The organism is Acidobacteriota bacterium, from assembly GCA_039028635.1.
GTDB lineage: Bacteria > Acidobacteriota > Thermoanaerobaculia > Multivoradales > JBCCEF01 > JBCCEF01.
Map to the genome: position 1 here is coordinate 74,291 of JBCCHV010000009.1, position 21,935 is coordinate 96,225.

The window sequence follows — 21,935 nt, forward strand, 5'->3', positions numbered from 1 at the left end:
AGATGTGAGCAGAAATGCAGCTTGCTTTGCTCCATAGATGACCTTGCCGACCGGTCTTCCAGACCGGTCGAGGAGATATTCGACATGCACGACTCTGGACGTTGGATGGGCCGCGGGGCCCTCGTTCTGGTGCTGCTGTGTACGGGTTGGGGTTTGCCTGCCGTTGGCGACACCCCAGCGGAAGCCGCCTTTGGCGATCGTGGTCTGAGCGGGGATGCTCGGCCGCAGCTCGACCGGGGCATCGTGGCCGGCGGTTCCTTCCGCGCCACCATCACGACGGCCGAGGAGGGGGAGCCCATCGTCGGAGGGGTGGTCCGGCTTTGGCAGGAAGGTGTCGCGGTGGCGATCGCGCGGCCCCTCGACGGCGGCTACGCCCTCGACGACGTCGAGCCCGGGGAGTATTTCGTCACCGCCAGTGCTTTCGCTCGCCGAACGGTGGCCTATCCCTCGGAGCCCTGTCGCTTATTGCTCTCGGGTCTCGACTGCGACTTCGCCGCGGCGACGGCGATCATCATCGTCGCGGGCGGCACCGTCGCGGTGGCCTTCGAGCTGGCGCTCGCACCGGCGATCGAGGGACGAGTCACGGATGAGTCGACGGGCGCACCTTTGGCGGGGGTGGAAGTGTTGGCGAACCCGGTATTCGGTCCGCGAGCGGAGACCGATGCGGAGGGTCGCTACGTCCTTTACGGCTTGACCGAGACCGGCTACCGTGTCTCCACCGAGAACAGCGCCGGCTATGTCGACGAGATCTACGACGACAAACCGTGCTTTCGCGGCGAGACCATTGGCGGTCAGGTGCTGTGCCCTGCCCTGGAGGACGCCGACGAGGTTGTCGTCGAGGGCTTCGATGCCACCACCGGCATCGACTTCGCCCTCGTCGTCGGCGGTGTGATCAGCGGTCGAGTGACCGGACAGTCGGATGGCCTTCCGGTCGCCGGGGCGCTGGTCTTCCTGTCGGACGGGGCCGGCAACACCTTCCACCGAGTGTTTGCCGATGACGATGGTCGTTATCGCATCGACGGCCTGGAGAGCGGCGACTACTTCCTGCGGGCAAGCGGGGGCGGCCTGGTCTCGGAAGCCTTCGGCGGCGACTACTACCCGGGGTTCTCCGGCGTGCCACCCCTCGGCGATGCGGTCCCCGTGGCTCTCGGTCAGGAAACGGCGGATATCGATTTCGCCCTCGATCGTCGTGGCGAGATCCTGATCACCGCTTTGCGTGGCGACACCGAGGTTCCCTTCGAGAACCAGGTGATCGAGCTCTGGTCGCCCGGCCGAGATCGGCTCATCGGTTTGGGGACCGACTCCGCCGGCCGGGTGCTGTTCGACAACCTGGTGCCGGGGCGCTACTACATGCGCTTCAATCCGGCCCGGCCCCTCGACGACTACATCGCCGAAGCCTACCCCGATCAGCCCTGCTTCCAGGCGACCTGCGACCCCTTCGCCGGAGCTGGCATCGTGGTCTCTCCCGGCCTGCGCTCGGAGGGTGAGTTTCGCCTCGAGGTCGGTGGGCAGATTCTCGGCACGGTGCGCGATGGCGCCACCGGCGAGCTGGTGGGGGGACAGGTCAGCCTGTTCGCGCCAGACGGTCTCTTCCTGGTCGACGCCGGCCCGCGCCAGGGAGGCGGCTTCCGCGTGCGCGGCGTGCCCGATGGCGAGTACCGGGTGATCTTCACGCCTTTCGAGCTCGACCCCTACGAGGGCCAGCTCTGGGAAGGGCAGCCCTGCAACGGCTTCGTGTGCGACATCGCCGCCGGCGATCCGGTGGTCATCGCCAACGCCGGGGCCGTCGACGACATCGACTTCGTCGTCACTCCGGGGCAGCCCTTCGACTGCATCGAGGACGACTTCACCCACTGCCTGCAGGGCGGGCGATTCCGGGTGCGGGCGAGCTGGACCTTCGACGCCACGCCGCGGCGCGGTCTGGCGCGGGCCGAGGAGCTCACCGGAGACACCGGCACTTTCTGGTTCGTCGACGATCAAAACGTCGAGCTGATCCTCAAGGTTCTCGACGGCTGTGCGGAGGATTCGCCAGCCTACTGGGTGTTCGCCGCTGGCCTGACCAACGCCGACGTCGCCCTCGAGGTCGTCGACTCCTGGACCGGCCGTAGCTGGCTGCGGCGCAATGCCCTCGAGGTGTCTTTCGTGCCGACTCAGGACACCGAGGCCTTCCGCTCCTGCGACGCCGAGCCGCCGCCGGGCTGGCGTTGGGTGCCGCGGACCAGCACTGCCCAGGGAGCGATTCAGAGCTTCGCCCAGGGAGCCGGCAACTGCACGCCGGGCGCCAATCGCCTCTGCCTGCAGGGTGGGCGCTTCGCGGTCGAGGCCGATTGGGAGATCCCCAACGGCACCGCCGGCATCGCCGGGGCCGGAGAGCTGACCTCCGAATCGGGCTACTTCTGGTTCTTCGACGAAAACAACGTCGAGCTGCTGGTCAAGGTGCTCGATGGCTGCCAGGTCGAGCCCTTCAACGCCTTCTGGGTGTTCTCTACCGGCTTGACCAACGTCGAGACGACGATTCGAGTCACCGATACCGCCACCGGCGAGATGAAGGAGTACTTCAACCCCCAGGGCACGGCCTATCCGCCGCGCTTCGATACCGGGGCCTTCTTCGACTGCGGGCAGTAGAGCTCGAGGGGCTCGAGGCGGACGCCGCGAGCCCCTGGGAAAGGCTAGAAATACCCCTCTCCGGCGACGGCTTCGACGGTCACCTCGATCTCCTGCCGGTCCTGGCGGCAGTTGGCGGGGCAGTCGACGCACTCGACGAGCAGCAGTCCGCGGTACTCCCCCGGGAGAACGTCCCGCAGATCGATCTCGGCCTCGGTGCTCTTCTCGCGGCCCCGCTTGATGCCCTGCAAACGGTCGGAACCCACGATGCGTAGCCATGGCGTATCGACCGCTCTCACGGTGAAGTCGCGGCGACCGCGGCAGTTGGCGTTGCGAGCCGTCACGCTCGTCGGATAGGTGCGGCCGGTCTCGAGGCGGCCGAGTCTCCAGAGGGGGGAGTCGTCGGATTGCGAGGGCTCTCCTTCGCCCGGTGCGGTGCCGGGGTCATCAGACTCGGTAGGGCAGCCTTCGGGTACGGGAATGGTGACGGTCTTCACCGTCTGGCAGCCGAGATCGTCGAACACGGTGATCTGGTGTTCCCCGCTGGGCAAAGTTGTCGCCTGCGCCTCGTATAGTTGTATGTCGGTCGGTTGCCAACGATAGGTGAAGGGACCGTTGCCCTGAGCCGTGGCGGTGGCCGAGCCATCGTTGCAGTAGCAGCACGAAGGCGGCTGGATATCCACGACCTCGAGCCGCGGACGCGGATCCTCGACGGTCACCTCAACCGACCTCTTGGCGCCGGTGGCGTCGGTGACGACATACGTGTGGGTGCCGATCTCGATACCGATGATCGTCCAGGTCCCGGGTCCGGTCTCGGTCGCCTGCTCGCTGCGCGGTCCGCTGAGCTCGTAAGGGGCGGTGCCGCCTTGGGCCTTGACGGTGACCTCGCCGTTGAAGGCACCCATCCGATCGCAGCCCAGCTGCGAGTCGGAAGTCGCCGTGGCAGTCAACGGAACGACCTCTTCTTCCTCTTCCGGCTCCTCGTCGCAGCCGCCGGTGCACAGGGGAGTGGTGCGACAGTTTCGGGCTCCGGCCACGTCCTGGTAGAGCTGGCCCTGCCAGGCGAAGAAACCACCGCCCTTGTCGCCGTTCGGCATCCCCGGTACCGGACAGGCGCCGCGCACGCAGCTACCGCGGTTGGGGTCGTACCAGGTGCCCGGCGGACAGTCGCATTCGACCGTACAGCCTTCGAAGCCGGCGCACGGGCGACCGTCGTAGTCCCACTTGTTGTTGTCGTTGTCGTCGGCACCGACGACGCTGAAGCACCCCAAGCGGTCGACCTCGTCCGGGCTCATCGGTCGTCCAAATTGCTCGCAGAGGTTCTGCGTGTCGCCAAAGGCGTCGCGGCAGAGCTCGGAGCATCGCTTGGAGCACTTGCGCTTCTTTTCGCTTTCGTTGAACGGCCCTGGGAACACGAGGTCCGTTTTGAGCGGCAGCAGCTTTTCGTCGTCTCCTTCGAGACCCACCCAGCAGAAGCAGGTCTTGTCCCCGAAGCCGAGAGGCTCTTCCTGGGCCTCGGTACCTGGGGTCACCAGCAGTGACAGGAGAATGACGAGCAGGGCTCCCCATCGCAACAATTTGCCTTGGTCCATGGCATCCTACTTTCTGTTGTTTATGAGGTGCTCATCATAAGTTGCATGAGAACGCTACGCATCTCGGTTATCGCGATATGCGCACCGGACCGATGGCATTGCCAAAAAAACGGCAATGTTGAAGAGGGTCGCCGAGGAAAGAAAGGTTTTGCGGCGTCAGCCGCTCTCTTCGCGGTAGTGGCGGAAGAGGTCGTCCAGGGTCTTGCCGGGCTCGGCGGTGAAGATCGAGCCCGGCGACAGCTCGGCGATGCGATCGAGGCGGAAGCTGCGGAAGTCTTGCCGCAGCTCGCACCAGGCGCCGAGGGTCCAGGTCCGGCCCCAGTGGAAGAGAGCCAGCGGCCGAACGGTGCGCTGGCTGGCTCGTCGCTGGGCGTCTTCGTAGGCCAGCACGGCGCGGCGGCTCTCCCGGATCGCCGTGCGCAGCCGGCCGAGGATGTCGCCGGTGGGGTCGTCGAGGCTCAAGTTGACGGCAAAGAGAGGGGCCGCCTCGAGACGCTCGCGCAGCTCCCCGGGCAGGCCGCTGTCGATCTTGGCCAGGGCGCTCTCGGCGGCGAAGGCGAGGGCCGGATCTCCCCAGGTGCGCACCATGCGGGCGCCGAGCACCAGCGCCTCGATCTCGTCCTCGTCGAACATCAGTGGCGGCAGGTCGTAGGAGCGATCGAGCAGGTAGCCGACGCCGGCCTCGCCGCGAATCGGCACGCCGGAATCCACCAGCTCCCGAATATCGCGATAGATAGTGCGTTCCGAGACCTCCAGACGCTCGGCGAGCTCGGCGGCGGTGGCCAGGCGCCGCCGCCGTCGCCGCAGCGTCTGGATGATTTGGAAGAGGCGATCGGCGCGACGCATGGCTCGATGCTATCGAGGCGACCGGATCGCTGCTCGATCGCTCCGAAGAATCCTCAGCCTTTGGCCTGCCAGAGGGCGAAGATCGCGCCGTGGGGATCTTCGAGGATGGCGTAGTAGCCCATGTCGGGGACTTCCTGCTTTTCCTGCAGCACCGAGCCGCCGAGCTCCTTAGCTCGCGTCACCGAGGCGTCGACGTCGGCGGTGGTGATGTAGATCAGCCAGTGGGGGTCGCCACCGTCGGGACGGTTGAAAATGCCGCCCACCGGGCCGTCGCCATTGGTGACCTCCATGTAGGGGCCGGCCGGCGTTTCGATGGTTTTCGACTGCCAGTCGAACAGGGCGCCGTAGAAGGCGGTGGCTTCCTGCGGGTTCGGGGTGTGGAGCTCGGTGTACTGGACGGAGTGGCTCATCGCAGATTCTCCTTTGGTGAGAGTCGCGCGACGGCTCCCTGCCGCCGCTGGGAAGACTCTCCCAAAGGCCTCCTGACAGGGTTGTGTCAGGAGGTTTGACGTCGCGCCCGCCTATTCCCCCGCCATAAAGGCCTCGATCGCTTCCACCGTCCGTGGCAGCGCCTTGGACATCACCTCGGCGCCTTCGGGCCCGATCCAGAGGTCGTCCTCGATGCGCACGCCGATGCCGTGGTAGCGCTCGAGGGCGCGGCGGATCTTGGCCTGGTCGGACTCGCCGAGGCTCTGGAAGGTGGCGCTGGCCTCGACGTCGGCACGACGTACGTAGACACCCGGCTCGAGGGTCCACACCATGCCGACCTCGAGCTTGCGGGAGCGGTCGAAGGCGTCGTGCACCTGCAGGCCGATGGGGTGACCGACACCGTGGAGGTAATACATCTCGGTCTGCTCGCGGCTGGCCTCGGTGACCAGGCCGAGGGCGAGCAGCTCGCGGCCGAGCACCTCGATGGCTTTCTCGTGGACGTCGAGATAGAGGATGCCCGGCCGGATCGTCGCCAGACACTCGTCGAAGGCGGCGAGTACCGCCTGATAGATCTCCCGCTGGGGTGCCGAAAAGGTGCCGTCCACCGGGAAGGTGCGGGTGATGTCGGCGGTGTAGCCCTCGACCTCGGCCCCGACGTCCATCAGTAGCAGGCCATCGCGGTCGAGGGGATCGTTGTTGCTGTTGTAGTGCAGGGTGGTGGCGTTGAAGCCACCGGCGACAATCGAAGGATAGCCCCAGCAGCAGGCGCCGCGGTCGCGGAAACCGTGCTCGACGGTGGCCTCCACCTGGTACTCGTGGGTCGCCGTCTTGGCTCGGCGCATGCTGGCTTCGAGGGCTTCGACGGTGATGTCGACGGCGCGCTGCAGGAGCTGGCGCTCGGCGGGACTCTTGAGCTCGCGCAGGGCCTGCAGATGGGGCGAGAGGTCGCGGATTTGGATTTCCGGATAGCGCTGCCGTAGCTCCGCGGCGAGGTGCTGCTCGGGCGTCTCCTCACCCTGAGGAGTGGTGCGGAACTCGAGGTCGAGCCAGAGGGTCGCGAGGCCAGCTCGCGCCGCCGAGTGAATCCTGGGCAGGCCGACCGGACGGTAGTAGCGGTAGGTTTTGGTTTCACCCCAGGGCAGGCCGTCGAAGGCGGCGTCGAGGAAGCGCTCCAGGCGGTCCGCCGAGGCCACCTCGGCGATGCCGCTGACCGCCGTCGCCTCTTCCCGCGACAGCAGACGACCGTTCCAGACCTCCGTCAGCGGGTCGCGGTCGAGGAGGAACAGCACCTCCGAGTGCTGCTTCTCGCTCGGCACCAGGGCGAGGGCGGTGTCGTGCTGGTCGATGCCGGTGAGATAGAGCAGCGAGTCATCCTGGCGGAAGGGCCAGTCGACATCGCCGTTGCGGTGCTTGGCGTGCTCCGGCAGCAGCACGGCGATGCCGTGAGGACCGATCACTTCGGCCAGGCGAGCGCGGCGCTCGGCATACTCCTCGGCGGGAATCGACGCCGCTCCCAGGCTGGCAGGCAGGATGACCACGACGGTCAAAAGGAGGGCGAGACGGGAGGTCGGTCGGTTCATGGGCGTCGCTTCTTTCGGGAGGTCGTTGAGCGGGTGTCGTCGTCGGCGCCCTTGGTTTGCTGGCGCAGCTTCCAGGCCGAGGCTATCGCGGCCCGGCGCAGTTGGGGATCGAGGGCCGAGGCGGTGATCCCGTCGAGCAGCGGCAGGGCTTCCGGCTTGCCGAGTTTGGGCAGAGTTTCGGCGGCGCTGATCCGGGCTCGCAAGTCGCGGCGATCCCCGAGGACGTCGCGGAGCAGGGCGAAAACCTCCTGCTGTCGCTTCTCTCTGCCTTCCGCCAGCTCGGCCAAGGCTGCCAAGGCGGCTTTGCGGCTGGCCGGCGGGGCGCCGTAGCGAGCCAGCGTCAGGATGACCTCCCAGGAATCGCGGTCCTGCTGCCGGGCGAGGCCGGCGAGGGCGGCGCGGCGAATGACCTCGCGGTAGCTCTCCTGGGTGAGGGCGGAGCGCAACAGGGCGATCGCCGCCTTGCGCTCGGCGCGGAGCTTGCCCAGGCTGCGGGCGGCGGCGGCGCGCACCCGGTAGCTCGGGTCGCTGCGCAGAGCGCCTTCGAGTTGGGGCAGGATCTCGTCGGCCAGCTCATCGCGCACCGTCAGATCGCCGAGGGCGTCGAAGGCGGCGGCGCGGACGGCGCTCTCCGGGGCGCGCAGCGCTTCGTCGAGGGCCTGGTAGGCAGCGCGGGTGCCGATGGTGCCGAGGCTGTCCGCGGCCACCTTGCGCAGGCGGAAGGACCGCCGACTGTCGATCAAGCGTTCGAGGGCCTCCACGGCGGCGCCGCGCCGCTCGCTGAGCGCCCGGGCGGCCCGCAACTGTGCCGCGAACGGTGCCTGGTCGAGCTGCAGGATCCACTCCTCCAGAGTCTGGAGGGGATTGATCTCGGCGAGCAGGGTGCCGTGCGGGTCGAAGACCACCGTCGCCGGTCGCTCGCCGGCCGGGAAACGCAGGAGCTGCTGCTCGCGGTCGAGGAGCTGCCGGCGGACGCTCTCCTGTCGGCCATCTTCGAAGATCGCCATCAGCTCGACCGGGTACCGCAGTCGGGACCCCTGCTGGGCGACGTCGACGAGCACCTCCCCGGGCTCGTCGGCCTCCCCGCGGGCCGGAACGTACTCCCAACTCAGCGAGATCTCGGGGTGGCCAGCGCCGTAGACGTAGGTCTCGAACAGGGCGCCAAGAGAGACACCGGTGGTTTCCTCGACCGCTGCCTGGAAGTCCGCCGTCGTCACCGAGCCGTCCTGGTGGCGCTCGAGGTACTCGGCGATGGCGGCGCGCCAGCCGGCCTCGCCGGTGAGATCCCGCACCATGTGCAGCACCCGGGCGCCCTTCTGGTAGAGGTGGGCATCGAACATCGCCATCGGGAACGGATAGCGGCGGGTGACGATCGGCCGGCGGTACTCCTCGTCGTCCTCCTCGAAGTAGCGCTGGGCGAGCTCGTCGAGGCGCCAGGCGAAGCCCTCCTCGCCCTCCGCCTCGAGGCGGTAGAGGGTCTCGAAGTAGGTGGCGAAGCCCTCGTTCAGCCAGGCGTCGCGCCAGTGGCGGGTGGTGACCCAGTTGCCGAACCACTGGTGGGCGAGCTCGTGGGCCACCAGGCCGCGGCTCGAGTAATCGAGGGCAGCGCGCTCGTCGTGCAGCGTGGCGAGGCTCTGGGTGGTGGCGGTGATGTTCTCCATGCCGCCCCACAGAAAGTCGACGGCGCAGGTCTGGTCGTACTTGACGTAGGGATAGCGGTGGCCGGTGATGTCCGAGAAGAAGGTCATCATGCGCGGCGTCTCCGAAAACGACCGGCGGCCCTCGACCTCACGCCCCGGCGGCACCCAGTAGGCGAGGGGGATGTCCTGCCAGGAGTCTTCCAGCCGCACCAGCTCTCCGGCGAGCACCGAGATCAGGTAGGTGGCGTGGGGTTGCTCCATCGTCCAGTGGAAGGTGCGCCAGCCGTCCCGGTCGCTGCGCTCCGCGACCAGGCGCCCGTTGCTCACCGCCGTCAGCGGGGCCGGGACGGTGACTACCAGCTCGCTGGTGGCCTTGTCGTTGGGATGGTCCCAGGTCGGAATCCAGTAGCGGTTGAAGGTCGACTCGCCCTGCGACCAGATCTGCTTCGGCTTGTCCGGAAAGGCGTCGTCCGGTCCCACGAAGTAGAGGCCCGCCAGCGGCTCGGCGCGGTAGGTGATGGCGACCTCCAACCGTTCCCCGGGCTCGAAGCGGCGGCCGAGATCGGCGGTGAGGGTCTGGGCCGCCTCGTCGAGGCGGAAGGCGAGGGTACGCCGCTCGCTCACCAGGCGAACTTCCGAGACCAAGAGCCCGGCGGCGTGCAGGGTTATCTCGTCGAGGCCCGCCGGCAGCGGCGTCAAGACGTTGGTGGCGGTGCCGGCGACCGAACGCTGGTCCCAGTCGAGGGTGACCTCGGCCTTGACATGGAGGAGGTCGAAGGCTCGCGCCGGCATGTAGTCGGCAGGCGTGCCTTCAGGGGCGAAGGGGCGACGGTCGGAGCCGTCCTCGGCGAGGGCGCCGAGGCTCAGAAAAGCGCCAAGAAACAGCGAGGCGGCGAGCCCAAGGGCCCACCGCCTCATGAGTTGCGTAAGCCTCGAAGGCTCAGGCAGCATTCAGTCGGGCGGCCAGAGCGGCCTCCGCTTCGCCCGAATCGGGGAAACGGCCGAGGGCCTTCTTCGAGAACAGCAGCTCGTTTCCGAGGGTCACCTCGAAGACCCCGCCGGAACCCTTCACGAGCTCCGTTTCGAGGCCGAACTGCTCTTTGATCGCGTCCGCCAGACCGGCGGCTCGGGGCTTGTAGTTTCAAACAACGCAGTATTCGATGCGGACTTTCTGACTCACGGGAATCTCCTGGGTGGTATCACTTCTTGCCACGGATGATGCGGAACAGCAACAGCAGGAGCACCGATCCGCCCACCGCCATCAAGAGGCTCTGCAGGCTGAAGCCGGAGAGGCCACCGAAACCGAGAAAGTTCCCGAGAAACCCTCCGAGCAGCGCTCCCACAACCCCGAGGATGGTCGTCATGACGCATCCGCCGGGATCCTTGCCGGGCATGATGAACTTCGCCAACGCACCGGCGACAAGTCCCAGAACAATCCAATAGACGATTCCCATTCCATCCTCCTTCGAAAGTCGTGCTTCGGGGTGGGCGGGGCTAGCTTACCTCGGTGCGGGTCGGAGGTCCGGTGGGGGACCGGATCTCGTCGGAGGTCGTCCCAGCAGCCCCGTTCGCTAAAGCCCCGTTCCCTACAGCCCCGTTCGCTAGAGCCCCGTTCCCTACAGCCCCGGGGTGGGGGACGGAAAAGCCACCGCCGAACCTCCCCCTCGGTCCCGATTTGAGCCGGGATGCCCCCGAATCGAGGCACCTTCGGGACCTTCGCCGACCGGCGACCGGTGGCCCGGAGTCCCCCCTCCCTGAGGCCGTTTCCTGCCGATAGAATGCCGCCATCATGCCCGAATCGCGCCCCCGCCTGTTCCTCGTCGACGGCTACTCGAACATCTTCCGCGCCTTCTACGCCATCCGCAATCTGTCGAGCTCGAAGGGCGAGCCAACCAATGCGGTCTTCGGCTTCGTCAACATGCTGCGCAAGCTGCTGGCGGATCACGATCCGGAGTACATCGGCGTCGCCCTCGATGTTGGCAAGAAGACGGTGCGCACCGAGAAATACGCCGAGTACAAGGCCAACCGGGCACCCATGCCGGAGGATCTCAAGGCCCAGCTTCCCAACATTCGGCGAGTGCTCGAGGCCTACCAGATCCCCATTCTGGAAGCTGAGGGCTACGAAGCCGACGACGTTCTCGGTAGCCTCGCCGACCGCGCCTCCGGAGAGGGTTTCGACGTCGTCCTGGTGAGCGCCGACAAGGATCTCTTCCAGCTCATCGGTGAGAACGTTTCGATGTTCCACACCGGGCGCGACAAGACCTACGATCCCGCCCTCGTCAGCGAGGACTTCGGCGTTCCCCCCGAGCAGGTGATCGACGTGCTGGCCCTGATGGGCGACGCCAGCGACAACGTGCCCGGCGTGCCGGGCATTGGCGCCAAGGGCGCTGTCGGGCTGGTCAAGGAGCACGGCAGCGTCGAGAAGCTCATCGAGGTGGCGCCGGACCTCAAGCGCAAGAGCTACCGCGAAGGCCTGCAGGAGCACGCCGACAAGGCGCGTCTCTCTAAAGAGCTGGTCACTATTCACCGCGATCTGCCGATCCCCTTCGAGCCGGAGAGCCTGCGCCGCGATCCACCGGACGACGAGGCGCTGCGCACCCTCTTCACTGAGCTCGAGTTCTTCTCCCTCGCCGAGGAGCTGGGCAGCGGAGCTGCCGGCGAGGCGCCGGAACCGGCCCGCGAGCTGGCTGATGCCGCCGAGTGGCAGGCCGTTGCCGAGGCGGTCGGCGCGTCCGTCGAGCTGGCCCTGGTGGGCTTCGGAGAACCGCTGGGGTTGTCGCTGTGGACCGGCGAAGAGTCGGTCTATGCCGACTTCCGCCGCGACGGCCTGCGAGAGGCCGTCTTGGTCAGCCTCGAGGGCTGGGTGCAGGACGCCGATTGCGAGCTGCTGGGTCACGATCTCAAGGAGGCCCTTCGCCTGCTACCCCTTGGCACGCCCGCCAAGGCTCACCTCTTCGACACCATGCTGGCCTCCTACCTGCTGCGGCCGGCGGCCCACGCCCATCACTTCGAAGACCTCGCCCTCGAGCGCCGCGGCCACCGCGCCCTGACCGCCAAGGACTGCGGCTTCGACCGCGGCCACCAGCCACCGCCGGGGGATGAACGCCTCCTCGCCCTGGCCGGTGAACGGGCCGCTCTGGTGCCGCGCCTGGCGTCGGCCATGCGAAAAGAGCTGGGGGACGCCGAGGCCGCCGCCGATCGCGGCGATCTCGCTCGCATCTACCACGAGATCGAAGAGCCGCTGATGGCGGTGCTGGTGGCGATGGAAGAAACCGGCGTCCTGCTCGATACGGACTTCCTCGCCAAAATGTCGCAGGAGATCGAGGGCGAGCTCTCGACCCTCGAGAGCACCATCTACGAGATCGCCGGCGAGACCTTCAACATCAACTCGCCCAGCCAGCTCGGCGTGCTGATGTTCGAGAAGCTCGGCTACCCGGTGATCCGCCGTACCCGCAAGACCAAGAGCTACGCCACCGGGGCGGACATCCTCGAAGAGCTCGCCAACCGTGGCTACCCGTTGCCCGAGCACATCCTCAAGTACCGCGAGCTGTCGAAGCTCAAGTCGACCTACGTCGACGCCCTGCCCACCCTGGTGGGGGAAGACCGCCGTCTTCACACCCGCTTCAACCAGGCGGTGGCCGCCACCGGACGTCTGTCCTCGGCCAATCCCAATCTGCAGAACATCCCCATTCGAACCGAGATGGGGCAGCGCATCCGCAAGGCCTTCGTCGCGCCGCCGGGCCGCCAGCTTCTGGTCGCCGACTACAGCCAGATCGAGCTGCGCATCCTGGCCCACATCGCCGAAGAGCAGGCCCTCATCGACGCCTTCCTGGGCGGTGAAGACATCCACCAATCCACCGCCGCCACCGTCTTCGGCGTCGACCCCGGCCTGGTCTCTGCCGACCAGCGCCGAGCCGCCAAAGTCATCAACTTCGGCATCCTCTACGGCATGAGCCCCTTCGGCCTCGCCAAGAACCTCCACATCTCCACCAAAGAAGCCGGGGAGTTCATCGACGCCTACATGAGCCGCTACCCCGGCGTGAAGCAGTACATGGACGACACCCTCGAATCGGCCAAATCCCAAGGCAACGTCGAGACCCTCTACGGCCGTGTCCGCTGGCTCCCAGACATCACCAGCAAAAACCGCAACCTACGCGAAAACGCCAAGCGCATGGCAATTAACGCCCGCATCCAAGGCACCGCCGCAGACCTCATGAAAATGGCCATGATCCGCGTCGCCGATCGGCTGGAGAAAGAGCAACCCGATGCGAGGTTGCTCCTCACCGTCCACGACGAGCTAGTGCTCGAAGCAGGGGAGGGCGAGAGTGAAGCGGTGGGGGCGCTGGTGAAAGAAGAGATGAGCGGAGTGGCCAAGCTGGCCGTGCCGCTGGTGGTGGATCTCGGGGTGGGGGGGAGTTGGTATGGGGCTAAGGGGTGAGGGGGCAGCTCCTCTGACCCTCAACCAAAACTCAGCAACGCCTCTCGGTCGGAACCACTTCCTGGATTGAGGCGAAGCGTACACAGGACGCTTCGGTCGCCCTGTAGTGATTAGGTTGACTCTACGCTAACTCCCGGCTTCGATTCTGGCCCTGTCGAGTGAAGACTTGGATTTGAAGAGCGCTGCCTCGGTTGGTAAAGTGATTGTGCTATGAAAGGCTTAAGGTTGGAGCTCAGCCATCGTTTGGGGTCTGCGAATTGATGACACTTTCACCCGGTGAACATCCAGGTGCTACTTGGCGCCGAGTCGATCTACAGGTTCACAGTATTCGCGATCCGAATTGGAAAGGCCGCCGTTTTGAGGGGCGTGAGGTAACGGATCTAGAGCAGGCCCGCAAGGAATGGTCTGAGAAGTTTGTCCTGGAATGTCGTGCGATAGGCCTCTCTGCGATCGCTTTGACTGATCATCATGATGTTTGCATGATTCCCTATGTGGTCGATGCAATCAAGAGACTTAACTTGGAAGAAGACCTCTGGTTGTTTCCTGGGATTGAGGTGACCTGTGATGATGCTTGCCAAGCATTGGTGATCTTTGATGTTGGAGTCGAACCCGCCCGTCTGCATAGATTGCTTGGAAAACTCAAGAAGGTCGACCAGATTGGTGATGATCAGCTAGTGGCATCGCCGGCCTCGAATGCTGGGCTAAGAGTCGAAGAGTTGGTCGATGAAATCGGTCTTGACGCAGTCCTCGATCCGATTTGCGTCGTAGTTCCGCACGCTGGTGGCGATGGGGCTCATAAGAGTGTCTTGCGTCGTGAGTTCCATTCCAGGTTTAGGAACCTGAACTGCGTCGGTTTCTATGTTGAAACAGCCTTCTCAAGGCTTAGCCAAAGTGCGAGACGGAAGATCTATGGCGAGGACAAGGAATGGGGTGGTCGGCGACGGGGCCTCGTCGTTACTGGAGATAATCGCAGGGCTGATTTTTCCGATCTCGGTGTCAATCCTTGCTGGATTCGATTGGGTGAGCCGACGGCTGAGTCACTTAGACAGGCCTTCTTGGCTGACGAGGCGCGCATTCGCTTTGAGCGACCAACAGTCCCATCGCAGAGAGTTCTGGCGGTCAGGGTCGATTCGACGCTGACTTGTCTAACGGGAATCACCTTCAATGACGGCTTCACGGCGATAATTGGCGGGCGGGGATCGGGAAAATCTTCTCTCCTTGAGTTTCTTCGGTTCGGATTGGGGCGCAGCAGTCTAGATGTTCCCGGCGAGTCTCCTGAGAAGTCGAGACTTAAGAGTCTTCTGGAAACTACCCTGGCAAACGGTTATGTAGAAGTCGATCTCGATCGAGACGGGGTATTCGAGACGTGGCGCCGAACCCTCCGTGATCGCGAGACCATTCAGGTGCAGGTTGCAGAAGAACCTAAGGAGGAGATTTCAGTCCCCGTTGCCCAAGAAAGGTTCCGCGCTCGTGCCTACGAGCAGAAAGAGCTGTCGACGATTAAACCTTCTCGCCTTGACGCGATGAGGCAAGTGTCGAGTATCGCAGCTGCTGAGCTGTGGGAGAAGCGGCATGCAGTAGAGGCAAGTGTCGAGGAGCACCGGAGAAGCATTCGTCGAATTCTCGGTAAGGTTGTTGATCTTTGGGCCCTTGAATCCGGCCGCAACGTGGTTGCAGCACGCTACAGGGATCTGAGGAGGCGATTGAAGTCAATCAGCGATCAATTGGTGCAGCAGGGGGTGTCGGAGGCCGATAGCGAGATCCTGTCTCGTGCTCAGTACTTCCTTCGGGGTGGCTCGCTGCTCGCTGAGTTAAGGGCTGACCTAGTTGGTCTAGGGCGGCAGGTTGATGATTTGGTCAAGAGAGTTTCATCTGTTTCAATTGGAACAGGTGATATTCCTGATGATCAGGACTTTGAAATTATCAAGTCGATAGCAAGAGAGGTGACTAACTCGAAAGAGGCTGTGAAGAACTCTCTGGAAGATGCTGGTCGAATCCTTGATGAACTGACTCAGGGCCTGAACTCTGGGGCTCAGCGGTTTGAGATTCTAAAGTCAGCATTTGAGGGGCATCGAAAGGCGGCAGGGCAACGCCAGGCCGGACTCGCAAGGCTAGTAGATGAGCAGGCGAAATTGCAGAAAGCCTTGGAGGATGCCGAGCGGGAAGGTAAGGAGGTCCGCGGCAGGATCGCAAAGTTGGGCGGTGCAGGGGAGGAGCTCTTGGCGGCACGCGAGGCTCTGAGCTCGGAGTTCGCGAAGCGAAGGACAGTTCTGAGTGAGGCGGCGGCGAAGACTTCTGATGTGTCAGAGGGGGTGCTGAGAGCAACTGTCGTTAGTCCAGATGTTCCCCGTGCCTATTCTGAGGCGCTGAAGGGTTTGCTGGCTGGAGCGATGGTGCACGATTTAGAGTTTAAGGTTGACGAGTGGACTCGGCGACTAGTTGAGAGGGATGAATGGCAAGCGCTCGGGAATCGGTTGTTGAGACTCTTCCGGCTTCATGTTGTGGAAGGAGATCAAAGGGGTGCTGTTGACGTCAGAGTCCTTCAGGAGTGCCTTGGAGCCAATCTCTCTGGCCTGACAGAGCGGCAGGTTGAGCAGATGTTCCTCAGGATGTCGGAGGAGAAAGTCGTGGCAGTATTGGCTGCCGATCCAAGGGAAGTCGTTGAATTTGAGTATTTGGATGGCGACGCCTATATCCAATTTGAGGCTGCGAGCCCCGGCCAGCAAGCGGGTGCTCTACTACAGCTTCTGCTCATCCAGGAAGCCGGTACCCTAATTGTTGATCAGCCAGAAGAGGATCTGGATAGCGGAGTGATAATGCGGATTGTCTCGCTGCTAAGGAAGACTAAGCAGAAGAGGCAGGTGATATTTGCAACTCATAACCCAAATGTCGTGGTCAATGGTGATGCGGATAAAGTAATAGCCCTTCGGTCTTCAGTGTTGGCCGGTGGTGACGGTGGAGTACCTAGGGTTAGCGTTTGGGTTGATGGTGCACTGGAGACACCTCGATTGAGAAGTGCTGTGGTCGAGATCATGGATGGTGGTCAGGCGGCGTTCGAGTTGCGAAGAGCAAAGTACCGATTCTGATGCCAAACCGGTAGATGTGCCGGGTAGAGGTGCCACCCACTTGGCAACCCTCCGGCCGGCCGATAGAGGTGCCGCCCATTTGGCAAGTGTCCTGTTTATTGGTACTTAAGTTAACTCGCCAGGGTGTTTCTGGGGTAGGACTAAGATTGACATGCATGTGCATGCAGGTCATGATGGGGCCATGCGAACGACAGTCGAGATCACGGACGAGCAGCGCGCGAAGCTCTTGAAGCTGGCGGCCGAGCGGAGGGAGAAGGGGTTCTCTGGAGTGGTTCAGGAGGCTCTGGACCATTACTTCGAGGCGGAGCTGGATCGTAGGGAACGGGTCGCCGCTGCGCTCGAAGCGCTGGGAAGCCTGGCCGCCGAGGAGGCGGAGGCCTTGGAGCGGGACGTGCGGAAGCTGCGGCGGACCTGGCGGTGATCGTCGTCGACACGGATGTTTTGATCGATGCCTTGAGGGGCCGTGATCCAGGAGCGGCCAAGGTTCGGGAACTGCTTGTTGGAGACGGCTTGGCGACGACGGCGGTGATCGCTTTCGAGCTATGCAGCGGTGGGCGGAGCGAGAAGCAGCTCCAGGCGATTGCGAGTCTCCTCGCCGCACTGACGGTGATTCCTTTCGACACGGCTTCGATGGAGGCTGCCGCTTCGGTTCGTACGCAGCTCGAGTCCTCCGGTCGTGGTATCGGAATGGCGGACTACTTGATCGCCGGCTGCTGCGTTGCCCGGCGAGCGTCGCTGCTGACGAGGAATCACCAGCACTTCGGCCGGATCGCGGGTCTTCGCCTCGAGCCCATGGCTGAGGGCTGAGGGTTCAGGACTTCCTTTCTACCAACCCTCGTCGAACTCCAGGTCGAGAATCTCGTCGTCCAACGCCTCGGCATCGGCGTACCGCCCCATCTCGCGCAGGATTAGGGCGAGTTGGATCTTGGCGCTGACCGTTGTGGGGTCTTTGGGACCGAAGTGCTCTGTGGCGCTACGGACGGCTTCCTGGAGATAGTCGTAGCCTGTGGTTAAGTGAGGCTTTGTTGGAGCATCGCCATCAGACGTGGAGTGGGCGACTCCTACGACGATGAGGCCGCGAAGGTACTCGCGGCTGGCCTCGCCGAAGAGGCGCTCGCGTTCGGCGAGAGACTCTTCGGCGTATTCAAGACCTTCTTGTGCGCGTCCTTGCTTGGTGACGGCGGTTGCCAGCTTGACGAGGGTTTTCGGAATGAACTCGCTGTTCGGCGCTTCTTCCCTTAGAAGCTGGACGGAGCTCGAGTAGAGCCGGATCTGCTCATTTAGGTCGAGGATCCATCCAGCCTCGACAACCGCCTTGGCTCGGACCTCCGGCGAGACCTCGGGCTGCTGGCATCGAGCCAATGCGTGCTGAAGTGTTTCTTGCCGCGAGAGGCCCTTCAAGGCCTTGGCTTTGCTGACGAGGGTCTCGCAGACCTGGTCCTGAGAAGGAGTGGTCGAATCCCCGATCGCCGGTTGTGAGATGGCGAGGGCTAGCAGCATCAGAGAGATTCTTAGGATCATGGGTTGCCGTCCTGATCTAGGGTCGTGGGATCACGGTGGGGTTGCGGCATGCTGCGCGTACGACATCGTTGAGCTGGTGAGTGGTTGGAGGGTTCCCAGGGCCCGTGTCGGTTGTATTGTCTTCTCGCTGACCGAAGACATGAAGGAGCTCGTGGATGAGGGTTTCCGAGGCCTCCGTTGCATCCATCTCGAAGAACTCGCTGCACAGGTAGATGTAGGGGCTGTGAGTGCAGCAAGTAGTGAATGCTGCGGAGCCGGTGCTGCAAGGATTGGCTTGACCACCAGGCAGACTGCAGTTCTCCGCCTCTCGAAAGACTGCCCGAAACCCAGATCCACTATCGGCGAGAACATCTTTAGGAACGAGTCTGAGCGGAGAATTCCTAAAGAGCGTCGTGCAGGTAGTCGGGGAGCGATTGACACCGCGGCCCTTCCAGGAAAGCTTCGAGCGGGCTCGAGAGAGGGCTTGCCCTAAACGGATCTTGTTTTCTAGGACGACACTACTACACGGCGCATTCGCCTCTGATCCCTCGCCGGGCTCTCCATCTCCACCAAAGCTGCCGGGCCCATCGGGCACGTTCTCAAGATCCTCCGAAGGTTCGGTCGCCCAGCCTCCCTCGCCGCCGGAATTGCAACGAACTTCGATCGTGCTGCCAAACCCTGTCGAATAGTCGATGCAGAGGCATTCCGGGCCACAAAAGCTGATCGAGATTCCTCCATGACAGGGCAAGCCCGTTAGGCAAGTCGCCATGGCGATTGATATCAGCCACAGGCTTTGGGATCTTAGAGAGTTAGACATTGTGAATATGTTAGAGGCTGGTTCCTGGCAAGGCAAGCGACGACTCGAGCGCTCACCACCGAGGGCGTAGTAGCCGAACATCAAGAGGCAAGCGTAATTTTTGCAATGATTTAAGGTGGCATGGGAAGGATCCCTCGGGGGCCGCTGGCTGCCGAGTGGGGCGAGAAGGGACTCTCCGAGGCGACAGCCTGACGAAGGCGGAGCGATTTCGAGCTTTGAAGGCGGTTCGCCTCAGGAGGGCGATTCGAACCGCACGGGAGGCTGGCACTCCGCGAGGTGCCCCTGGCCGCCTCCCGGATCACCGCTCGTGCACGACGCCGCCGATCACGACATGACGCAGCGATCGGGTGTGCTGGATGTCTTCGAGGGGATTGCCTGCGAGCAGTAGAAGGTCGGCTCGATAGCCCGGCTGGAGTTGACCCAGGCGCTCTCCCTCTTCGAGAAGGGACGCGCTGCCGACGGTGGTAGCGGTGAGGACTTGGGCCGACGTCAGGCCGGCGGCGACCATCAGCGTCATTTTCTTGATGGGCCGAGTAGCCCGGGAAGACCCGCGGATAGTTGGTGTCGGTGCAGAGGGCGAGGGGCACGTCCGCGGCGGTGGCTCGGCGCCCGTCTTGCCCGCCGACCTGCTCTCGGGTGCGTCGGGATCGCTCGAAGAGGGAGCGGCTTCGCGCGGCCGTGGAGGCTGCGAAGCCCGTCCCCACGGCTCACCAAGCGATTGCCCCCCAACCGCCCTCTCTTCTGCGCCAAAGCAGTCCTGAGCTCATATATAGTCGAGAAGATTATTTCCTTAACGGTCGAAAATTATCGACTGCACTATTTGATTTCCCCCAACCCCTGAGAGCGTCGAGGGCGCCTGCGAGCAGCAGCGGTAGGTTCCTTTGAGCTCCCGAGGCCATGGCGGAGGTCGTATTTTGATCTGCGGAGAGGGAGCCATTCGAAGATGAATCGAGTCCAAATACTGCTTGTCGCGGTTACCTGCATGATGCTCGGCATGGCGTGGGCCCAGCCTGTCGATGCCCAGCCGATCGACTGTTTCGAGGTTCTCACCAGCGAGCCCTTCGCCAACCACCTGTTGGATCCGAAGGGTGAATGGAAGACGGAATCCACCAACATTGGCGACTACTGGCGGCAGCAGGACGATGAAGCCTCGCAATCCCTCTGGCCTGCGCAGGGGGATTGGAAGATGTCCATCGTGGCCCGCGATCACCCGCGTCGAACTCTCACCAAGGTGATCGGGGACGTCGTTGACGAGAACGACCCGACTACCCTGCCGAGGGTCTACTCCTGCTGCAGCGGATCGGACACTCTCCATGTCCGCGAGTCAGGTCCCCTGGTTTCCGATCTCAGAGGCTCGCGCCCGGACGCCCAGGGCCCCTGGAAGAAGGGGGAGAGCAGCACCTTTGATGACTGCTGGAGCCATCAGCCGTCGGAGGACCCCAGCGACAGCAAGCAGTCTATCTTGCGGGTCCCGGACGTCGAAGGGCATGCCTGGATTTGGGTTGGCTCAGGGAACTGCGAGAACCTGGATCCCGCTGGCGGTAGCCATGAGCTGCGGTCAGAAGGCAATGGTGAAAGTGTCGACCCTCGAACGATCCGCGACGGGAGCGAGCAGAAGTTCTTCTGCAGCAAAGACCCATGACTCCTCAGTAGAAGCCAAGATGCCGGACGCTCCTGACACTCGATCGGCGAGCTCGACAGTTTGCAAAGGGGCTCGGACTCCAGGCGGTGCCCTCGTGGCGTGGCTTCGACGCGGCGCTGCGGCGGCCCTCCTCGCGGTCTTGATCTGCTCGCCGACGGCTTTCGCGGGCGAGGAAGCGCACAGCGACGCGACAGCGGCGCCGCTGGTCGCGGAGCTGATCGGCTTGATTCAGGAGCACTACATCCTCGAGCAGCGGATTCCCGAGATCGAGCGAGCGCTCCGGGAGCAACTGGAGAACAACGCTTACCAGGGACCGGACTCGGGCGTCGCCTTCGGTCTGACTCGGGATCTGCGGGCGGCGAGCTCGGATCTACATTTCGGGGTTCAGGTGCGGCCGCTGGCAACCGCCGGCGGCCTCGTTGCGGCTCCTTCCTCCGGCGCGCCGGGCGGGATAAGGCGGACCGAGGTTCTGGCGGGCAACGTCGGCTATCTCGAGATCGCCGCCTTTGTGGATCCGGCGGTCGGTGCCGACGCGGTCGACGGTGCCTTCGCTGAGCTGGCCGGGACTGACGCACTGGTGATCGACGTTCGCGCCAGCCGGGGCGGCCACCCGGCGATGGTTGCCTACTTGGCCAGCTACCTCTTCACCGGCGAGCCGTTCGTCTTGAGCCGCATCTACTGGCGCAACCGCGACGAGATGATGGAGTTCCGCACTCGCTCTGACCTTCCGTCTCCCCATTACAACGATCGTCCCGTCTTCGTGCTGACGAGCGCTGCCACTCCCTCGGCGGCGGAAGGCTTCAGCTATCACCTCAAGCATTTCGAGCGCGCTACCCTGGTTGGCGAGACCACGGCCGGGGCGGCTCATCCGATTCAGATCTTTCCGCTCGGGGAGCGCTTCCGGGTGGCGATTCCCACCGCCCGGGCGATCAATCCTCGCACCGGCACGAACTGGGAAGGAGTGGGCGTCGAGCCGGACGAAAAGGTCCCGGCCGATCGCGCCTTGAGCACCGCTCATCGCCTTGCCGTCGAAACCTTGCTCGAACAAGCGACGCAGCCCGCCGAAAAGAAGACTCTGAAGAAGGTCTTGGCCAGTCTGGAGTGATCGGCAGGCACGGGATTCAGGCCGGGAGAGGCCATGGGATTCGACCTCTTGGGAGATGTGCTGGACTGGGACCGGGGCGGCCTTGACGGACGATGCCGAGCTGTCGGCTTACCGGCTCCGGTTCGAGTTGTCCATGTCCGAGACGATCAGCCAGTGACCGTCGGAATCACGCTCCAGGGTGAGCGTGAACTTGCCGTTGTCCTCGCCGCCTTCGGTGTAGGTGTAGCCGCCGAGGATGTAACCGATATCTCCCGACGTTTGATAGCGGAAGGCACGCAGGTAGAGATCACCGCCGCTGCCTTTGTACCGTTCGGTGATCGCTTTGCGGCCGACGACCGGGGGCCGTCCGTGGGATAGGACGTAGCCATCCTCGGTGAACAGGGCCGCCAGGCCCTGTGGGTCGCGGGCTCGCCAGGCGGCCTCGTAGTCGGTCAGGACACGCGCCAGCTCTGGCGGCAGGTCGACGGTCGCGGGTGCCTGATCAATCGCCGTGTCCGTGCTCGAGGACGAAGGGGCAGAAAAACTCGGGATGGTGGACAGCGCTGCGACGAGCAGCGCGGCAAGCAAGATCTGACCTTTCTTTCCAATGCTCATGCAGTGACCCTATCCCGGAGACGGCGGTTTCGTCCACGGGAGCGCACTGCTACCCCCGATTG

Annotated in this window: 17 protein-coding genes; 7 read left to right on the forward strand and 10 right to left on the reverse strand. The window is 64.0% G+C overall.

Annotated elements, in window-relative coordinates; all coding sequences use genetic code 11:
• The first annotated feature begins 84 nt into the window (after positions 1–84).
• A complete protein-coding gene (locus AAF604_05960) occupies positions 85–2,625 on the forward strand; it encodes a carboxypeptidase-like regulatory domain-containing protein (GenBank protein MEM7049182.1) in 2,541 nt (846 codons plus the stop codon).
• A 44-nt stretch (positions 2,626–2,669) separates the two neighbouring features.
• On the opposite strand, the gene AAF604_05965 is transcribed toward AAF604_05960, so the two are convergent.
• The 7 genes from AAF604_05965 to AAF604_05995 form a co-directional block, all read right to left on the reverse strand.
• Positions 2,670–4,196, reverse strand: a complete 1,527-nt coding sequence (locus tag AAF604_05965; protein ID MEM7049183.1) for a hypothetical protein — start codon at positions 4,194–4,196, stop codon at positions 2,670–2,672.
• 156 nt (positions 4,197–4,352) lie between these two features.
• Positions 4,353–5,042: a YafY family protein gene (locus AAF604_05970; protein ID MEM7049184.1), complete on the reverse strand. Its 690-nt coding sequence runs from the start codon at positions 5,040–5,042 to the stop codon at positions 4,353–4,355.
• Between the two features lie 53 nt (positions 5,043–5,095).
• The gene (locus tag AAF604_05975) at positions 5,096–5,452 is read right to left on the reverse strand and encodes a VOC family protein (protein MEM7049185.1); all 357 of its coding nucleotides are present in this window, start codon (positions 5,450–5,452) and stop codon (positions 5,096–5,098) included.
• 111 nt (positions 5,453–5,563) lie between these two features.
• The gene (locus AAF604_05980) at positions 5,564–7,051 is read right to left on the reverse strand and encodes an aminopeptidase P family protein (protein ID MEM7049186.1); all 1,488 of its coding nucleotides are present in this window, start codon (positions 7,049–7,051) and stop codon (positions 5,564–5,566) included.
• Positions 7,048–9,609: a M1 family aminopeptidase gene (locus tag AAF604_05985; GenBank protein MEM7049187.1), complete on the reverse strand. Its 2,562-nt coding sequence runs from the start codon at positions 9,607–9,609 to the stop codon at positions 7,048–7,050. Before AAF604_05985 ends, AAF604_05980 begins: the two co-directional genes overlap by 4 nt.
• A 22-nt stretch (positions 9,610–9,631) precedes the next feature.
• On the reverse strand, positions 9,632–9,871 hold the full coding sequence (locus AAF604_05990) for a SelT/SelW/SelH family (seleno)protein (GenBank protein ID MEM7049188.1): 240 nt from the start codon (positions 9,869–9,871) through the stop codon (positions 9,632–9,634).
• A gap of 19 nt (positions 9,872–9,890) precedes the next feature.
• Complete coding sequence (locus AAF604_05995) at positions 9,891–10,145, reverse strand: GlsB/YeaQ/YmgE family stress response membrane protein (GenBank protein MEM7049189.1); 255 nt, start codon at positions 10,143–10,145, stop codon at positions 9,891–9,893.
• Between the two features lie 335 nt (positions 10,146–10,480).
• Between AAF604_05995 and polA the strand changes: the two genes are divergently transcribed.
• From polA to AAF604_06015, 4 genes are all read left to right on the forward strand, one after another.
• A complete protein-coding gene (gene polA / locus AAF604_06000) occupies positions 10,481–13,129 on the forward strand; it encodes a DNA polymerase I (GenBank protein ID MEM7049190.1) in 2,649 nt (882 codons plus the stop codon).
• A 260-nt stretch (positions 13,130–13,389) separates the two neighbouring features.
• A complete protein-coding gene (locus AAF604_06005; protein MEM7049191.1) occupies positions 13,390–16,215 on the forward strand; it encodes a TrlF family AAA-like ATPase in 2,826 nt (941 codons plus the stop codon).
• A gap of 181 nt (positions 16,216–16,396) precedes the next feature.
• Positions 16,397–16,636 (forward strand): hypothetical protein, encoded by a 240-nt coding sequence (locus AAF604_06010; GenBank protein MEM7049192.1) that lies wholly within the window; start codon positions 16,397–16,399, stop codon positions 16,634–16,636.
• Entirely contained in the window at positions 16,633–17,022 is a 390-nt protein-coding gene (locus AAF604_06015) for a type II toxin-antitoxin system VapC family toxin (GenBank protein ID MEM7049193.1), read from the forward strand. Before AAF604_06010 ends, AAF604_06015 begins: the two co-directional genes overlap by 4 nt.
• Before the next feature lie 18 nt (positions 17,023–17,040).
• Here the strand turns inward: AAF604_06015 and AAF604_06020 are convergent, their stop codons facing one another.
• Together AAF604_06020 and AAF604_06025 are read right to left on the reverse strand one after the other, a co-directional pair.
• Complete coding sequence (locus AAF604_06020; GenBank protein ID MEM7049194.1) at positions 17,041–17,715, reverse strand: tetratricopeptide repeat protein; 675 nt, start codon at positions 17,713–17,715, stop codon at positions 17,041–17,043.
• Between the two features lie 1,115 nt (positions 17,716–18,830).
• On the reverse strand, positions 18,831–19,049 hold the full coding sequence (locus AAF604_06025; GenBank protein ID MEM7049195.1) for an amidohydrolase family protein: 219 nt from the start codon (positions 19,047–19,049) through the stop codon (positions 18,831–18,833).
• A gap of 426 nt (positions 19,050–19,475) precedes the next feature.
• Here AAF604_06025 and AAF604_06030 point away from each other — a divergent pair, with 426 nt between their 5' ends.
• Both AAF604_06030 and AAF604_06035 read left to right on the forward strand, forming a co-directional pair.
• Positions 19,476–20,174 (forward strand): hypothetical protein, encoded by a 699-nt coding sequence (locus AAF604_06030; protein MEM7049196.1) that lies wholly within the window; start codon positions 19,476–19,478, stop codon positions 20,172–20,174.
• A gap of 94 nt (positions 20,175–20,268) precedes the next feature.
• A complete protein-coding gene (locus AAF604_06035; protein ID MEM7049197.1) occupies positions 20,269–21,279 on the forward strand; it encodes a S41 family peptidase in 1,011 nt (336 codons plus the stop codon).
• A 108-nt stretch (positions 21,280–21,387) separates the two neighbouring features.
• On the opposite strand, the gene AAF604_06040 is transcribed toward AAF604_06035, so the two are convergent.
• The gene (locus AAF604_06040) at positions 21,388–21,873 is read right to left on the reverse strand and encodes a nuclear transport factor 2 family protein (GenBank protein ID MEM7049198.1); all 486 of its coding nucleotides are present in this window, start codon (positions 21,871–21,873) and stop codon (positions 21,388–21,390) included.
• Positions 21,874–21,935: the final 62 nt, after the last annotated feature.

What these genes read in the sequence shown, in the direction of transcription:
- AAF604_05960 (MEM7049182.1), top strand. Translation starts at nt 85, where the DNA reads ATGCACGACTCTGGACGTTGGATGGGCCGCGGGGCCCTCGTTCTGGTG.
- AAF604_05965 (MEM7049183.1), bottom strand. Translation starts at nt 4,196, where the DNA reads ATGGACCAAGGCAAATTGTTGCGATGGGGAGCCCTGCTCGTCATTCTC.
- AAF604_05970 (MEM7049184.1), bottom strand. Translation starts at nt 5,042, where the DNA reads ATGCGTCGCGCCGATCGCCTCTTCCAAATCATCCAGACGCTGCGGCGA.
- AAF604_05975 (MEM7049185.1), bottom strand. Translation starts at nt 5,452, where the DNA reads ATGAGCCACTCCGTCCAGTACACCGAGCTCCACACCCCGAACCCGCAG.
- AAF604_05980 (MEM7049186.1), bottom strand. Translation starts at nt 7,051, where the DNA reads ATGAACCGACCGACCTCCCGTCTCGCCCTCCTTTTGACCGTCGTGGTC.
- AAF604_05985 (MEM7049187.1), bottom strand. Translation starts at nt 9,609, where the DNA reads ATGAGGCGGTGGGCCCTTGGGCTCGCCGCCTCGCTGTTTCTTGGCGCT.
- AAF604_05995 (MEM7049189.1), bottom strand. Translation starts at nt 10,145, where the DNA reads ATGGGAATCGTCTATTGGATTGTTCTGGGACTTGTCGCCGGTGCGTTG.
- polA (MEM7049190.1), top strand. Translation starts at nt 10,481, where the DNA reads ATGCCCGAATCGCGCCCCCGCCTGTTCCTCGTCGACGGCTACTCGAAC.
- AAF604_06005 (MEM7049191.1), top strand. Translation starts at nt 13,390, where the DNA reads ATGACACTTTCACCCGGTGAACATCCAGGTGCTACTTGGCGCCGAGTC.
- AAF604_06010 (MEM7049192.1), top strand. Translation starts at nt 16,397, where the DNA reads ATGCGAACGACAGTCGAGATCACGGACGAGCAGCGCGCGAAGCTCTTG.
- AAF604_06020 (MEM7049194.1), bottom strand. Translation starts at nt 17,715, where the DNA reads ATGCTGCTAGCCCTCGCCATCTCACAACCGGCGATCGGGGATTCGACC.
- AAF604_06025 (MEM7049195.1), bottom strand. Translation starts at nt 19,049, where the DNA reads ATGACGCTGATGGTCGCCGCCGGCCTGACGTCGGCCCAAGTCCTCACC.
- AAF604_06030 (MEM7049196.1), top strand. Translation starts at nt 19,476, where the DNA reads ATGAATCGAGTCCAAATACTGCTTGTCGCGGTTACCTGCATGATGCTC.
- AAF604_06040 (MEM7049198.1), bottom strand. Translation starts at nt 21,873, where the DNA reads ATGAGCATTGGAAAGAAAGGTCAGATCTTGCTTGCCGCGCTGCTCGTC.